This window comes from Shivajiella indica, assembly GCF_042683085.1.
Taxonomy (GTDB): Bacteria; Bacteroidota; Bacteroidia; order Cytophagales; family Cyclobacteriaceae; genus Shivajiella; species Shivajiella indica.
Genome location: NZ_JBHUIV010000014.1, coordinates 21,303 through 35,874, shown reverse-complemented (window position 1 = coordinate 35,874; position 14,572 = coordinate 21,303). Strand labels below are relative to the sequence as shown.

The window sequence follows — 14,572 nt, the reverse complement described above, 5'->3', positions numbered from 1 at the left end:
TTTCCCATTACTAATTACCAATAATCAACTACTAATTCCCAATGGCTTGATGGATAGGTCGTTGGGAATTTCTTTTAAAGAATCCTTTCTTGATCAATTTGGAATTAGGCATCATAAATACCGAATTTTAAATGTTTTGGCCGTGAGTTCTGACCTGTTCATATCGCCAACAGTCTACCAAATGATCATTGACCAAGCCGGTGGCTTGCATATGGGCATAGATGATAGTGCTTCCCAGAAATTTGAAACCTCTTTTTTTGAGGTCTTTGGCCAAGCGGTCCGAAATGGAGGTAGTGGCAGGTAATTGTGAAAGTTCTTTCCATTCATTCTGGATGGGTTTTCCATTCACAAAATCCCATATATAATTTGCAAAGCTTCCAAATGATGCTTGTATTTCCATAAATCTATTGGCATTGTTGATGGCCGCTCTGATTTTCAGTTGATTTCGGATAATGCCTGTGTTTTGAAGTAGTTCCTGAACATAGCCCTCCGGTAAATCTGCCACAATCTTATAATCAAAATCAGCAAAAGCCTGTCTGTAACCCTCTCTTTTTTTAAGTATCGTAGACCAGCTCAGTCCTGCCTGAGCACTTTCAAGTACCAAAAATTCGAATTGTTTTTGGTCATCGAAAACCGGTATTCCCCATTCTTCATCATGATATTTGATATAGTCGGCAAAACCCATACACCAAGGGCATCGGTAAATATTATGTTCTAAGACCTGGTCCATAAAAAAGCTTTAAGGTAAGAGATTATTTAATTAGTCTACTGTTTCTAACAATGTTCTGAAGACCACAAATTTTTCACCAAACTTTTCCTTTACATCATTTTGCAATTTTCTGGCAAAAGTATTTTGGTATTCCATGATTTTCTCCATGGTATCAGTAAAATATTGGACAGAATAGTTTACGCTTCCATCTTCAGAATCATGAAGTATTTTGTAGAATTTGTTTTCGAAAAACATTCCTGTTGCCAAGACATCCGGAATATGGGTTTCCTTCATCCAAAGCACCCAATCTGATTCAGCTTCTTTTTCAATATTGACAGTCACATTATATAAAATCATAATACTTGGTTTTTATTTTTACTTTTGTTTCACCCAATTCTCAACAAATATACATCCATGTAGTTAATTTAATAGAGAGCTTACTCCCAAATACAGGTTCAACATGATAGTTGGTCAGACAAAAAAACAAAATGAAATTTCTTTACTTGGAATAATCCAGGTTATCCAACAAAGGAAATTGCTGCTATTCAAATTAATAATAAGCATTTTTTATGTGGTAGGGATAATCGGTATGTCCATTCCCTTGACAAGACCAATTTTCCAAATGTTGACACCTTTTCATCTTCTGCTTAATTTGGGAATATTGCTGCTATTTCATTTGGATTGGAACAAAAATTTTGTTGTTTTTTCATTTTTTGCATTTGTGCTGGGCTTTGGATCGGAGGCTATGGGCGTTCATACAGGATTCCCTTTTGGAAATTATAATTATGGTCCAGTATTGGGCATCAAGCTTTTTGAGGTTCCTTTAATGATAGGAATTAATTGGTTTATTTTGATTTACCTTTCCGGACAATTATTTCATAAGAAAATAAAGAATGACTGGCTTGCTTCAGTATTGGGTGGAGGATTGATGGTTGCTGTTGATTATCTAATTGAACCTGTTGCTATGGCTTTGGATTTCTGGTCCTGGGAAATGGACATCATACCATTATCCAATTACTTGGGGTGGTTTGGGGTAGCATTCATCATTCATATGATATACAGAAAATCGGTGTTTCAAAAAAAGAATGTGATTTCGACTTATCTATTGATAAATCTTGTTCTATTTTTTGCCACCTTGAATTATATTTTATAAATCTATTGTTCTGTTAAACATTCTTATCTTTAAATAGTTACACCTATGATTTACGCAATATTCTTTATTCTTGTGGGTTTTGCTGTCATGGAAATTTCAGGTTGGTTGATACATAAATATATCATGCATGGTCCATTGTGGGGAATTCATAAAACACATCATCAACCTTCAAAAACATTTTTCGAGCTCAATGATTTATTTTCGTTGCTGTTCGGAAGTGTTGCAGTGTTGCTGATTATTCTGGGAGCGGAAACTTTGAATTTCTATTTCTGGATGGGAATTGGAATAAGTTTATATGGCTTTTCCTACTTCTTTATCCATGATGTACTGGTTCACCGCAGATTGAAATGGTTTGAAAGACCCAAAAACAAATTTCTTCTAGGGATTTTCAAAGCACATCAGGCTCATCATGCCACCAATAAAAAAGAAGATGCAGTTTCTTTCGGTTTGTTCGTAGTACCCAAAAAATATTTTAAAGGAAAATAAAAACGTGAGCACTTATTCCATTAAAGATTTAGAACAGCTTTCAGGTATCAAGGCCCATACGCTTAGGATATGGGAACAGCGGTATAATTTGCTTTCTCCAAAGCGTACGGATACCAATATTCGATATTATGATGATGCAGATCTTAAATTAATCCTTAATGTAGCTTTTTTAAATGATAACGGGTTTAAGATTAGCAAAATAGCTGGAATGTCTGAAGCTGAGATGCGGAAAGAAGTTGTCAGCCTTACAGAAAAAAACCTTACCCATGATGATCAGATCAATGCTTTGACCATTTGTATGATCGAAATGGATGAGAAAAGGTTTGATAAGGTCCTTTCGACCAACATTCTTAAAATTGGATTTGAGCAAACCATGATGAACATCATCTATCCTTTTCTGTCTAAAATTGGAGTCCTTTGGCAAACCGGTGCTATTAATCCCGCACAGGAACATTTTATCAGCAATTTAGTAAGGCAGAAATTGATAGTTGCAATAGACGGTCAAATCTACAAAGATGGTGGTAAAAAGTTTTTGCTTTTCCTTCCGGAAGGAGAGCTACATGAAATAGCTATCCTCTTTGCCGCCTATTTAATCAAATCCAGGGGGCATAAAGTGATTTATTTAGGTCAAAATACCCCGAAAGAAGATTTATTATATGTTTACAAATTGCATAATCCAGAATACCTACTAACTGTTATTACCACTTCTCCAAGTGCTGAGAATGTTCAGGAATATGTAAATGCCCTATCAGAAAGGTTTAATAAGTCACAGATTCTATTGTCTGGTTACCAAATTGTCGGGCAGGATTTTACATTTCCCAAAAATGTGAAGGCCATGAATTATGTACGTCAGATCAAAGAGTATCTGGATGAAATAGAAGAAGTTTTGATTGAGAAATAGTTTAACAATTTTTTAAATACTTTAAACAAGGTGGTTTTTTTAAAAAGCCACCTTTTTTGTTCAATTTGCTAAACATCCTCCAAATCCCTAATACATTAAAGGATAATATTTTCTAATTCTTAATTTTGTTTAAGAAAAATAAAAAATAATTAGACAAAATGTTTGGATATTGTTTAACATTTACTACATTTGATTAAACAAAAAATCAAAAGCCATGACAACTCTAGAATTCAGTTATTCTCTTGAAAAGCTATCAAGTTCCTTAAAGCCATTTGCTCTTAAATTGACCAGGGACATGGATGATGCTAATGATTTATTACAGGATACCATGGTAAAAGCATTTACCAATAGGGAAAAGTTTGCAGAAGGGACTAATTTGAAGGCTTGGTTGTATACCATTATGAAAAATACGTTTATTACCAATTATCAAAGAATGGTAAGAAGAGGTACTTTTGTTGACACTACCGACAATCTTCACTATATTAATTCTGGTGATGTTTTAGTTGAAAATGGTGCTTTTGGAGATTTCACTATGGATGACATTTATTCCTCTATTGAAAAATTGGAGGATGTTTATAAGGTTCCTTTTATGATGCATTACAGGGGCTTTAAATACCATGAAATTGCAGATAAACTGGAAATACCTATTGGAACTGTTAAAAATCGGATCCATATTGCCAGGAAGCTTTTAAAAGATTCTTTGCATGTTTACAGACATAAAAACTAATATATTATGCCCAATAAAAATGTGGTGGTGATAGGGGCTGGATTTGCAGGTCTCTCCGCAGCTACTCATTTGGCCCATTTAGGCTATCAGGTTACCATATTGGAAAAAAACACAACCCCCGGCGGTAGAGCCAGAAAGTTCGAAGCCGAGGGTTTTGTTTTTGATATGGGACCTAGTTGGTATTGGATGCCCGATGTATTTGAAAATTATTTTGGTCACTTTGGAAAAAAACCGGCTGACTATTATGATTTAAAGCGGCTGGACCCTTCTTATACAGTTGTGTTTGGTGAAGATGATTTTGTTGAAATCCCTGCCAATCTAGCTCAGTTTAGGTCTTTATTAGAATCGATGGAGCCGGGTGTAGGACCAAAGTTGGATGAGTTTCTTAAGCAGGCAGCTTATAAATATAAAGTTGGAATCCGGGATTTAGTTTACAGGCCAAGTAGGTCATTGTTTGAGTTTACAAGTCCTGGTCTATTGGCAGATGTCATCCGGATGGATGTATTCCAATCTATGGCCAAACATGTGAGAAAATTTTTCAGTAATGAAAAAATCATCCGCTTAATGGAATTTCCGGTTATTTTTCTGGGTGAAACAGCTGATAATATTCCTGCCCTATATAGTTTGATGAACTATGCAGATATCGTCTTAGGAACATGGTATCCAATGGGCGGGATGCATGAAATTGTAAAAGGCATGGTCAGGCTGGCAGAAGAAAAAGGAGTTAAAATCCATTTGGGAGCAGATGTTTCGCATATAAAGGTCAAAGCTGGAATTGCAAAAAATATCGTCCTGAAAAATGGGGAGGTGTTTGAAGCTGATGTGGTGGTAGCGGGGGCTGACTATCACCATGTGGACAGCAAACTTCTTTCACCTGAATATAGGAACTATGATGAGAACTATTGGGATAAAAGGGTCATGGCTCCTTCTTCTTTGTTGTTCTATTTGGGGGTAGACAAAAAACTGGAAAATCTGACCCATCATTGCTTGTTTTTTGATGAACAAATGGGTCCTCATGCAGACGCTATCTATAAAAATCCCAGATGGCCTGAAAAACCATTGTTTTATTTGAGTGCTGCCTCAAAAACTGATCCATCCGTGGCTCCTGAAGGAATGGAAAACTTAGTAATTCTGATTCCTTTAGCTCCGGATTTGGAGGATGGGGAAGAAATCAGGGAAAAGTATTTCCATATGGTGATGGACAGGTTGGAAAAACTAACAGGTCAGGAAATCAGAAGCCATATCATTTACAAAAGATCTTATGCGCATAGCGATTTTAAATCCGATTATAATGCCTTTAAGGGGAACGCTTATGGTCTTGCCAATACCTTATTCCAGACTGCAATTCTTAAGCCCTCTTTAAAGAGCAAAAAAGTCAAAAACCTATATTATACAGGTCAGTTGACAGTTCCTGGTCCTGGTGTTCCACCAACGATCATTTCAGGTCATGTTGTTGCTAAAGAAGTTATAAAAGAAAACAATTTGTAGGTAAATTTGTATATTATGGGTATGGATGCAAAAATGCTTTTTGACCAAACCACTTTTGAGTGTAGTCGTTTGATTACTCAAAGGTACAGCACCAGCTTTACACTAGGGATCAAGACCCTGGATAAAAAGTTTCACTTACCCATTTATGCGATTTATGGATTTGTAAGGTATGCCGATGAAATTGTTGATACTTTCCATGATAAGGACAAAAAGGAATTGCTGGAATTGTTCAAAAAGGATACCTATAAAGCTATTGAAGATAAGATCAGTTTGAATCCTGTTTTACATGCTTTTCAGCTTATTGTAAATCAATACCACATTGATCTTGATCTGATTGAAGCTTTCTTAAAAAGTATGGAAATGGATCTGGATTTCAAAACTTACAATGATTCCAGATATCATGAATATATCTATGGCTCTGCCGAAGTAGTTGGATTAATGTGTCTTAAAGTATTTGTGGAAGGAAACCAGGAAATGTACCTTAGCTTAAAGGATCCTGCCTGTAAATTGGGATCTGCATTCCAAAAAGTAAATTTCCTCAGGGATATTAAAAGTGATTATCAGGAAAGGGGAAGAGTTTACTTTCCTGGTGTGGACTTCAACAGCTTTAATAAGTCAGCCAAAGAACTAATTGAAGAAGATATTCAAAAAGATTTTGACGATGCTTTGGATGGTATAAATAGACTTCCGAATGGAGCAAAAATGGGGGTGAAAGTAGCCTACCTGTATTATCAAAAATTATTCGATAAAATAAAAGGATTACCACCTGAAACCATTACACAAGAACGAATCAGGATCCCTAATGCAAGAAAATTTTCTCTATTAGTTGGTACCTATTTTGGAATGAAACTAGGTTTAAGCTAATCATTTGGATAAAAGCGCCATTGAAAAGCGATTATTTTCCATCTGAAAGTAAAAGAATCATGAAACAATTATCAAAGCCACAAGTTTACAGCATATGATGAACCTAAAAGTATATATCGATCAGCATTCAGGTTTTTGTTTTGGAGTGGTTTATGCCATTGAAATGGCGGAGGAAATTCTTGATGAGCATGGATATTTATATTGTTTGGGTGATATAGTTCATAATGATGAAGAGGTCAATAGACTCACAAAAAAGGGGCTGAAGATTATTGACCATGAACAACTAAAAAATCTGCATAATGAAAAAGTACTGATAAGAGCGCATGGAGAACCACCTTCTACCTATGAGCTTGCCATTCATAATAACCTGACCCTGATAGATGCCAGTTGTCCAGTTGTGTTAAAGCTTCAAAATAGAATCAAAAATTCTTTCGATAAAGACGAGACCATTTACATCTATGGGAAGCATGGGCATGCTGAGGTGGTTGGCCTTTTAGGTCAAACAAACAATAAAGCGGTAGTCTTTCAGGACATCAACGAATTGGATATTCAAAGTCTCCCTAAAAATTTGACATTATACAGTCAGACTACTAAGAGTACGGATAAGTTTTATGAGATAAATGAAATCCTGAAAGATAATGGAATATCTGTAAACACGAATGATACCATTTGCAGGCAAGTTTCCAATCGGGATAAAGAGTTAAGGGATTTTGCAGATAAATTTGATAAAATAATATTTGTATCTGGCACAAAATCATCCAATGGAAAAGTGCTCTATAACGTTTGTAAAGAAAAAAATCCCAATACATTTTTTGTTTCCAATCCTGATCAAGTACTTAAAGAATGGTTTGCATTGAATGAAACAGTAGGGATTTGTGGAGCTACTTCCACTCCTATGTGGTTAATGGAGCAGGTAAAAGAAAGAATTGAAACCTTTTAACAGGGAATTCGCTTTCTTATATAAATTGCAGTGTGAATCAAAAAGAAACCTATTCTGATTATTTAGATCCTAAAGGGATAGTCATTGGCCTATCTATAATAATCTTATGGTCAATTTCCCTTTTTTTGCTATTATCCTGGGATTTCGAATGGTCTAACCCATTTGTTTATATCTCAATATTAATTCAAATGCATTTATATACCGGTTTATTTATAACCGCCCATGATGCCATGCACGGAATTGTTTCCTCCAATAAAAGAATAAACCATTTGATAGGCTGGTTGTCGGCGCTATTATTTTCCTACAATTTTTATTGGAAACTTTTTCCAAAACACCATGAACATCATCGATTTGTAGCCACTGATAAAGATCCCGATTATCATGAATCTGGAAAATTCTTTATTTGGTACTTAAGTTTTATTAAACAATACGTCAGTGTTTGGCAGATTTTATTGATGGCGGTTACTTTCAATGTGCTTAAATTATTTCTTCCCACTGAAAATCTTATTATTTTTTGGATGCTTCCAGCTATCCTATCAACTTTTCAGTTATTTTATTTTGGGACATATTTACCCCATAAAGGAGAGTCTGAAAATAAACATCATTCCAATTCCCAAAAGAAAAATCATTTTTGGGCTTTTATCTCCTGTTACTTTTTTGGATACCATTATGAGCATCATGATTCTCCAGGCACTCCTTGGTGGAGGTTGTGGAGGATAAAGGAGGAATACCAAAACCATAAAATTATTTAGTTTATTACTAAAATTTTATTCATTTAACGAAACATTTTAGGAGACTTTTTGCTTTAACAAATATTGTTAATACACAGATATGAGAATTTCATTTATTATTATAAGCTTCTTATTTATTTCATTCAATTTAAGAGCCCAAACAGGGGAAATCCGTGGCAGAGTATTCAACACTGCAAATAATGAAGGTATTCCCTTTGCGAATGTTTTGATCTTAGGGACCGATTACGGAACAGTTACTGATGAAAACGGTAATTATGTTTTAGGAAATATTGCTCCTGGACTTTATAATGTTAGAGCGAGTTTTGTTGGTTTTAGATCAAAAACATTTTTTGAGATACAGGTATCCTTGGCTCGCCCGGTAAGGCTAGACTTTGATTTGAGGGAAGAGGCTGCTGAATTGACGGAAGTCACGGTCTCTTCAGATTTTACCCGATCAGATGAGACACCGATTTCAGTGAGAAGGCTAAATACCAATGAGATTGAAAGATATCCTGGGGGAAATAGGGATATCAGTCGGGTAATTCAATCACTGCCCGGTGTAGCCAGTACAGCAAGTTTCAGAAATGATATTATCATCAGAGGAGGGGCTCCAAGTGAAAATAAATTTTTTATAGATGAAATTGAGGTGCCGGTCATCAACCATTTTGCGACCCAAGGATCCTCAGGAGGGCCTGTTGGTATTTTGAATGTTAACCTGATCAAGAATGTAGATGTAATTACCGGTGGATTTCCTGCTGACCGGATGAATTCTCTCAGTTCTTTTTTTGAGTTTCAGTTAAAAGAGGGTAGAAAAGATAAAATGTTTACCCAAATGACTTTGGGAGCATCTGAGTTGACTTTATCCAATGAAGGTCCTATAGGCGAAAAAACAACCTATCTTGTATCTGCAAGAAGATCTTATCTGAAATTTTTGTTCCGTCAGTTGGATTTACCATTTCTACCCACTTTCAATGATTTTGCGGTAAAAACTACCACTAAACTGAATGAAAAAACGGAATTGACTTTTATAGGAGTTGGAGCCATTGATGACTTTGAACTTAACTTTGATGCGCCTGCCAACGAAACTCCTGAAGAAAGGGAAAACCGATTGTATCTTTTAGAGACCTTGCCTGTTTCCACGCAATGGAACTATGCTACAGGGCTTAAACTGAAAAGATTTAGAGAAAATGGTTTCTGGACTTTTATTTTAAGCAGGAATATGCTTAATAATAGATCATTTAAATATTTGAACAATGATTCTTCAAATCCTGAAAACCTGATTTTTGACTATAATTCCCAGGAAAGTGAAAATAAATTCAGGGCTGAAAATTCAATTTTCACAAAAGGGTTTAACCTGAAATATGGGGTGAATTATGAATATTCCAGATTCTTTGTCAACACTTTTGATAGATTTTCTTTTGCTGGAGTTGGTGAAACTTTGGAAGTTAATTCTGTCAGTTTCTATAACAGTTATGGAGCTTTTGTGTCGGGCAGCAAATATTTTAACAATGAGAGGTTGCTTATCACAGGTGGGATTAGGATGGACGGAAGCGACTTTGGAGAGACAGCTCGCAACCCCTTAAATCAAATTAGTCCTAGGGTTTCGGTTTCTTACCAGCTTAAACCTCAGTTGTTCTGGATATTGAATGGTGGTATCTATTATCAAAGGCCTCCCTATACTTCTTTAGGCTTTACGAATAATGAAGGGGTATTGGTCAATCAGGAAAATAACATTCGTTTCATCCAATCCAATCAGATTATTACGGGAATAGAGAAGGTTATACCTGAAAAGAGCCGGAGGTTTAGTGTGGAAGGATTCTATAAGTTTTATAATTACTACCCATCTTCTTTGATCAATGGAATTTCAATTGCCAACCTGGGCGCTGATTTTGGGGTAGTAGGGAATGAGCCAGTGGTTTCTAATTCCAAGGGAAGAGCTTATGGTCTTGAATTGCTTGCCCAGCAAAGATTCTTCAATAATTTTTATGGCATTTCTTCCATCACTTTTGTTCGAAGTGAATTTACTAACCCAAATACAGAAGGATTTGTACCTTCCGCTTGGGACAGTAGAATTATTGTCAGTTTGACTGCTGGAAGAAGGTTTCGAAAAAACTGGGAGGTGGGTGCACGCTGGAGATATTTGGGAGGGCTTCCTTATACACCGGTTGATGTGGAAACTTCCTCCTTGATTGAAGTTTGGGATTCCAGAGGGGGCCAGGCTGTTTTGGATTTCAGTCAAATCAATTCCCTCAGACTAAAGCCATTTCATCAATTGGATTTTAGAATTGATAAAAGGTATTTCTTTAATAAGTGGAATCTAAACTGGTACTTTGATGTTCAGAATGCTTATAACTTCCAAGCGGAGCAACCACCAATCCTTGCGCCTGTTAGAGATGATGCTGGAAACATTCTGGTCAATCCTAATGATCCTTCCAGATACCAGGTAAAATTCATCGAAAATCCAGCTGGAACTATCTTACCAACGATCGGTATAATTGTGGAATTCTAGGTCTATTAATCAAATCATCAATAAGTAGGTTTATTTACTTACTTTTGTGGCCGATGAGAAAGGCGTTTTTTACTTTTATTTTCCTTGGGTTTGTTTTTGTCACGGTTTCAGCGCAGGAAAATCAGGACAGTACGCAAAGAGAAGGAGTCTTTGACCAGCTTTTTGATTTTGGTGATATGGTGATCAACGTGATCTCAGGTGAAAAATGGGCGGTGATTCCTGCTTTGATTTATTCCCCTGAGACGAGTTTAGGAGTTGGGGCAAGGGCAATTAGGGTATTTAGGCCAGAGAAAGGAAATATGTCTGTTCTCAGACCTTCAACTTTGCCTATTACCCTGATATACACACTCAATAACCAAACAATTTTTACAACTGAGCTGGATTTATGGTTAAATGAAAATAAAGACTTTATCAATTCCCGTATTGAACTGTCGAATTTTCCATTTTACTTTTTTGGAATTGGGAATGACCCCCTTCCAAAAGAAGAAGGTGAGTTGTACGGTAACCGATATGTATATTTCCATGCCAATTATTTAAGAAGAATAGGAAAGGGGATTTATATCGGCCCAAGATATGAATTTCGTGCAGACGATATTTATAACAGGGTTGAAGGGGGTGTTTTAGAAACTTCAAAAGTACCTGGCTATGATGGACAACTTTTGTCTGGAATAGGCCTAAATCTGAATTATGATACCAGAGATAACATTTTTCAACCCACAAAAGGATGGTATAATCGATTGGCCTGGATGGGATTTACCCCTGTTCTTGGCAGTAATTTTACTTTTAACCAATATACTTTGGATTTTCGAAAATACTTTAAAACTTTTGGTAATCAGGTATTGGCATTACAAAGTTGGTGGAGTTTTACAACAGGAGGGCCAACTTTTCAGCATATTTCGTTAATTGGAGGTTCCGACAGGATGAGAGGATTTTTCGAAGGAAGATTTAGGGATAATCATGCGCAGGTCCAACAGGCCGAATATAGAATTCCTATTTACAGAAACTTAGGTCTGGTAGTCTTTGGACATGCGGGTCAAGTAGCAAGAGAAGTGGGAGAGTTCAATATGAGAAGGATGAGGTATGGGGCCGGATTTGGCTTTAGATATAAAATCAATAAGGAGGGACTTAATATCAGATTGGATATTGCATTTGGAGATCAGACAGCATTTTACTTTGGGCTTAACGAGGTAATTTGAATTTGAATAAAATCAAATCAAAACCGGAACTTCAACCCTTTCCATACTATAACTAGGGATACCGTATTTTTCCAAAATGTGCTTTCCGTCCCATGTTCCAAAAACCATGACTGGCTGGAATCTTGTAAACATCTGTTCTTTAAAACCATTTTCACGCCTTACTTTTTCTATTGCTTTTCCATGAAAACTACGGTAGGCAAAACTTTCCATGCTTTGTTTATTTTCCCATATGGTAAAAGTTGCCTGCTCCAAAAGTGGGACTTCCCCAACGCCCTGTGAAAAAATCAAACCAGGAAAATTATATTGATTTTTACTGATATCAGGTACCATTCGCCAGAAGTCGAAAAGAAACTTTCTTTTGATAGTAGCCCGGGTAATGGCACAAATTACTTCACTTGAGGAGTCATTTTCTGAAATTTTCCAATTACCAAAACCTGACCAAGTTCCTCTTGAAGAAACGGGTTTCATAAAAACGGTAAACTGTTCCTCGCTTTTTAACAGGAGACTTTGAAAATAGGAGGATTCAGTAAAAGCTAGCGCATCTTCTTTATTTTTCCAGACGACCAAAAGGCCTATCAACCCAAATCTTGGCCAAGCCTTATATCCGAGTCCACTTCCTGAACCTAGTGGTTTGAAAAATTCAACTTGCTCATTGCGGCTTAGCATTAATCTTGAAATCACCAATTGGGCAAATCCCCAAATTTTATTGATTATTCCTTCAAATTTAAAAAAGCTGATGGTTACACATTGGTTGTCATTCATATTTTAAAAGATTTACTTTTAGATAACAATAAGATTTGAAAAATGTTATATAAAATAAAATGTATTTTAAATACAATAAAACGTAAATGAATTTAAATTACAAATAAAGAATTTTCCTCTATGTCTTAAAAAGAATAATGTTAAGATTGGGGAAGTAATATTTGGTAATTGTCCTATTTTGTGGTATAAATATCAACCAACATTCTTAAATGATTATGTATAGGATTTTTCTGGACATACATACGCATAAAAAAGGGATACCTGGGAGTATTTACAATAAACCTCCTGAGGGCGCTATTCCATTACAATCTTTTTCCTGGGGAATACATCCCTGGGATTTGGATCAAGGCTGGGAAAAGGAATTGGATAAAATTGAAATGCAAATGAAATTAGAAAATTTGCTTGCAATTGGTGAATGTGGATTTGATTTAATCAAAGGACCTGTCCCCTCCCTTCAGAAAGAAGCTTTTTTAGCCCAGACCAAGCTGGCAGAGCAATATGGACTTCCGGTGATTTTACATTGTGTCAAAGGCTTTCATTTAATTCAGGAGTACTTCAAAAAAAACGAACCTACTCCTGCTATTATCTGGCATGGATATAATCAAAAAACAGAAATTGCGAAAAGCCTGATCTCCTATCCCATTTATTTTTCCTTTGGAAAGGCTTTGCTTGATGGGGATTCCAATGCCCAAAAGTGGTTGAAAATCTGCCCATTGGAGCGGATTTTTTTTGAAACCGATGATGCAGAAATAGAAATATTCTCAATTTATGAGCAAGCTTCTTTAATTTTGCAGCTTCCTATTGACAATTTAGCAAAACAGGTTTCACAAAATTGGAACAGCATCTCAAAAAGAAAAATTACATGAATGATTTTGCATGGCTTTCCCGTACAGAGCTGATCGTTGGACGTGAGGGATTGGAGAAATTATCAAAAAAACATGTTTTAGTGGTCGGACTGGGAGGAGTTGGTTCCTATGCGGCCGAATTTATCTGCAGGAGCGGGATAGGGGAAATGACCATTATTGATGGAGATTTTGTGGAACTGAGCAATTGTAACCGACAACTACCGGCCACACAGAAGAATATTGGACAATCCAAAGCGGAGTGGATGGAGGAAAGGCTTTTGAGTATTAATCCTGGAATGAAAATTCATGTGATCAAGGAGTTTTTAAGACCTGAAGCCATGACTTCTCTTTTAGAGGAGAATGATTTTGATTATGTGGCCGATTGTATTGACAGTTTTTCCCCAAAACTTCATTTGATTGCCGGCTCTTTGAAAAGAGGTTTTCCCCTTGTTAGTTCTATGGGAGCAGGAGGAAAAGTCGACCCTACCAAGATCAAGGTTGCTGACATCTCACATACCTACAACTGCAAGATGGCAAGGATGGTGAGAAAAAGATTGAAGAGTTTAAAAATAAGGAAAGGCTTCAAGGCAGTATACTCCACGGAATTATACATAAAAGAGAGTTTGATGCTTACTGATGGCAATAATTTCAAAAAATCGGCATACGGTACCATGTCTTTTTTACCAGCTGCATTTGGCTGTAGCTGCGCATCTGTGGTGGTCAATGATTTATTGGCTGGTGATTGAGGGATATTCATACTTTGTTTCAAACAAAGTATGAATATCTCAAAAATTATGCGTTGAAATGATAAAGGAATACCAAAACTCCTGTAAAGGCAGGTTTTTTTTGGTCTTTGATTTCTAATTTTACATTTACTTCAGCTTTGATCGTTCCTCTTAGATTGACAACATTTTTTAGATTAGCTTGAAGTCTTACTTCATTATTTACCAAAACTGCTTGTGCAAAGCGCAGGTTTTCAATACCGTAATTCACCATCATTTTAAGATTGTTGACATGGATAATCTGATCCCATAGGTAGGGGACCAATGAAAGAGTTAGGTAACCGTGAGCGATTGTATCACCAAAGGTACCTTCAGTTTTGGCCCTTTCAGGATCTGTATGTATCCATTGATGATCCAAAGTTGCCTCGGCAAACTTGTTGATTTGTTCCTGTGTGATTTGATGGTATTCAGATACTCCTAAGTCTTGTCCGATGAATTTTTCAAAATCTTCAAAACATCCAATTGTGATTTGGCTCATA

General features: G+C 36.2%; 16 protein-coding genes. 12 read left to right on the top strand and 4 right to left on the bottom strand.

Annotation, left to right across the window (positions count from 1 at the left end; all coding sequences use genetic code 11):
• Positions 1 to 127: 127 nt before the first annotated feature.
• Together ACFSKV_RS08670 and ACFSKV_RS08665 are read right to left on the bottom strand one after the other, a co-directional pair.
• A complete protein-coding gene (locus ACFSKV_RS08670; protein WP_380801563.1) occupies positions 128 to 730 on the bottom strand; it encodes a DNA-3-methyladenine glycosylase I in 603 nt (200 codons plus the stop codon).
• 30 nt (positions 731 to 760) lie between these two features.
• Complete coding sequence (locus ACFSKV_RS08665) at positions 761 to 1,066, bottom strand: DUF4286 family protein (protein ID WP_380801562.1); 306 nt, start codon at positions 1,064 to 1,066, stop codon at positions 761 to 763.
• 103 nt (positions 1,067 to 1,169) lie between these two features.
• Between ACFSKV_RS08665 and ACFSKV_RS08660 the strand changes: the two genes are divergently transcribed.
• The 10 genes from ACFSKV_RS08660 to ACFSKV_RS08615 all read left to right on the top strand — a co-directional run bounded on the left by ACFSKV_RS08660 (position 1,170) and on the right by ACFSKV_RS08615 (position 11,704).
• Positions 1,170 to 1,862, top strand: a complete 693-nt coding sequence (locus tag ACFSKV_RS08660; RefSeq protein ID WP_380801561.1) for a carotenoid biosynthesis protein — start codon at positions 1,170 to 1,172, stop codon at positions 1,860 to 1,862.
• Between the two features lie 45 nt (positions 1,863 to 1,907).
• On the top strand, positions 1,908 to 2,348 hold the full coding sequence (locus ACFSKV_RS08655; protein ID WP_380801560.1) for a sterol desaturase family protein: 441 nt from the start codon (positions 1,908 to 1,910) through the stop codon (positions 2,346 to 2,348).
• 4 nt (positions 2,349 to 2,352) lie between these two features.
• Positions 2,353 to 3,249 (top strand): MerR family transcriptional regulator, encoded by an 897-nt coding sequence (locus ACFSKV_RS08650; protein WP_380801559.1) that lies wholly within the window; start codon positions 2,353 to 2,355, stop codon positions 3,247 to 3,249.
• A 214-nt stretch (positions 3,250 to 3,463) separates the two neighbouring features.
• Positions 3,464 to 3,976, top strand: coding sequence for an RNA polymerase sigma factor (locus tag ACFSKV_RS08645; RefSeq protein WP_380801558.1), 513 nt, complete (start codon positions 3,464 to 3,466; stop codon positions 3,974 to 3,976).
• 6 nt (positions 3,977 to 3,982) lie between these two features.
• A complete protein-coding gene (locus ACFSKV_RS08640; RefSeq protein WP_380801557.1) occupies positions 3,983 to 5,464 on the top strand; it encodes a phytoene desaturase family protein in 1,482 nt (493 codons plus the stop codon).
• Positions 5,465 to 5,485: 21 nt separating this feature from the next.
• Complete coding sequence (locus ACFSKV_RS08635; protein ID WP_380801712.1) at positions 5,486 to 6,328, top strand: phytoene/squalene synthase family protein; 843 nt, start codon at positions 5,486 to 5,488, stop codon at positions 6,326 to 6,328.
• 94 nt (positions 6,329 to 6,422) lie between these two features.
• On the top strand, positions 6,423 to 7,268 hold the full coding sequence (locus tag ACFSKV_RS08630) for a 4-hydroxy-3-methylbut-2-enyl diphosphate reductase (protein ID WP_380801556.1): 846 nt from the start codon (positions 6,423 to 6,425) through the stop codon (positions 7,266 to 7,268).
• Between the two features lie 20 nt (positions 7,269 to 7,288).
• On the top strand, positions 7,289 to 8,020 hold the full coding sequence (locus ACFSKV_RS08625) for a fatty acid desaturase (protein WP_380801711.1): 732 nt from the start codon (positions 7,289 to 7,291) through the stop codon (positions 8,018 to 8,020).
• 79 nt (positions 8,021 to 8,099) lie between these two features.
• Positions 8,100 to 10,508: a TonB-dependent receptor gene (locus tag ACFSKV_RS08620; protein ID WP_380801555.1), complete on the top strand. Its 2,409-nt coding sequence runs from the start codon at positions 8,100 to 8,102 to the stop codon at positions 10,506 to 10,508.
• A gap of 53 nt (positions 10,509 to 10,561) precedes the next feature.
• Entirely contained in the window at positions 10,562 to 11,704 is a 1,143-nt protein-coding gene (locus ACFSKV_RS08615; RefSeq protein ID WP_380801554.1) for a BamA/TamA family outer membrane protein, read from the top strand.
• Between the two features lie 12 nt (positions 11,705 to 11,716).
• On the opposite strand, the gene ACFSKV_RS08610 is transcribed toward ACFSKV_RS08615, so the two are convergent.
• Positions 11,717 to 12,466, bottom strand: coding sequence for a spheroidene monooxygenase (locus tag ACFSKV_RS08610; protein WP_380801553.1), 750 nt, complete (start codon positions 12,464 to 12,466; stop codon positions 11,717 to 11,719).
• A gap of 215 nt (positions 12,467 to 12,681) precedes the next feature.
• Here ACFSKV_RS08610 and ACFSKV_RS08605 point away from each other — a divergent pair, with 215 nt between their 5' ends.
• Together ACFSKV_RS08605 and ACFSKV_RS08600 are read left to right on the top strand one after the other, a co-directional pair.
• Complete coding sequence (locus ACFSKV_RS08605) at positions 12,682 to 13,332, top strand: TatD family hydrolase (protein WP_380801552.1); 651 nt, start codon at positions 12,682 to 12,684, stop codon at positions 13,330 to 13,332.
• The gene (locus ACFSKV_RS08600; protein WP_380801551.1) at positions 13,329 to 14,057 is read left to right on the top strand and encodes a tRNA threonylcarbamoyladenosine dehydratase; all 729 of its coding nucleotides are present in this window, start codon (positions 13,329 to 13,331) and stop codon (positions 14,055 to 14,057) included. The genes ACFSKV_RS08605 and ACFSKV_RS08600 overlap by 4 nt, the downstream gene beginning before the upstream one ends.
• A gap of 46 nt (positions 14,058 to 14,103) precedes the next feature.
• Here the strand turns inward: ACFSKV_RS08600 and ACFSKV_RS08595 are convergent, their stop codons facing one another.
• The gene (locus tag ACFSKV_RS08595) at positions 14,104 to 14,571 is read right to left on the bottom strand and encodes a MaoC family dehydratase (protein ID WP_380801550.1); all 468 of its coding nucleotides are present in this window, start codon (positions 14,569 to 14,571) and stop codon (positions 14,104 to 14,106) included.
• Between the last annotated feature and the right edge of the window lies 1 nt (position 14,572).

Bases quoted from the DNA above. Each gene is read 5' to 3' on its own strand.
- ACFSKV_RS08670 (WP_380801563.1), bottom strand. From the start codon at position 730: ATGGACCAGGTCTTAGAACATAATATTTACCGATGCCCTTGGTGTATG.
- ACFSKV_RS08665 (WP_380801562.1), bottom strand. From the start codon at position 1,066: ATGATTTTATATAATGTGACTGTCAATATTGAAAAAGAAGCTGAATCA.
- ACFSKV_RS08600 (WP_380801551.1), top strand. From the start codon at position 13,329: ATGAATGATTTTGCATGGCTTTCCCGTACAGAGCTGATCGTTGGACGT.
- ACFSKV_RS08610 (WP_380801553.1), bottom strand. From the start codon at position 12,466: ATGAATGACAACCAATGTGTAACCATCAGCTTTTTTAAATTTGAAGGA.
- ACFSKV_RS08620 (WP_380801555.1), top strand. From the start codon at position 8,100: ATGAGAATTTCATTTATTATTATAAGCTTCTTATTTATTTCATTCAAT.
- ACFSKV_RS08660 (WP_380801561.1), top strand. From the start codon at position 1,170: ATGATAGTTGGTCAGACAAAAAAACAAAATGAAATTTCTTTACTTGGA.
- ACFSKV_RS08645 (WP_380801558.1), top strand. From the start codon at position 3,464: ATGACAACTCTAGAATTCAGTTATTCTCTTGAAAAGCTATCAAGTTCC.
- ACFSKV_RS08635 (WP_380801712.1), top strand. From the start codon at position 5,486: ATGGATGCAAAAATGCTTTTTGACCAAACCACTTTTGAGTGTAGTCGT.
- ACFSKV_RS08615 (WP_380801554.1), top strand. From the start codon at position 10,562: ATGAGAAAGGCGTTTTTTACTTTTATTTTCCTTGGGTTTGTTTTTGTC.
- ACFSKV_RS08595 (WP_380801550.1), bottom strand. From the start codon at position 14,571: ATGAGCCAAATCACAATTGGATGTTTTGAAGATTTTGAAAAATTCATC.
- ACFSKV_RS08640 (WP_380801557.1), top strand. From the start codon at position 3,983: ATGCCCAATAAAAATGTGGTGGTGATAGGGGCTGGATTTGCAGGTCTC.
- ACFSKV_RS08630 (WP_380801556.1), top strand. From the start codon at position 6,423: ATGATGAACCTAAAAGTATATATCGATCAGCATTCAGGTTTTTGTTTT.
- ACFSKV_RS08605 (WP_380801552.1), top strand. From the start codon at position 12,682: ATGTATAGGATTTTTCTGGACATACATACGCATAAAAAAGGGATACCT.
- ACFSKV_RS08655 (WP_380801560.1), top strand. From the start codon at position 1,908: ATGATTTACGCAATATTCTTTATTCTTGTGGGTTTTGCTGTCATGGAA.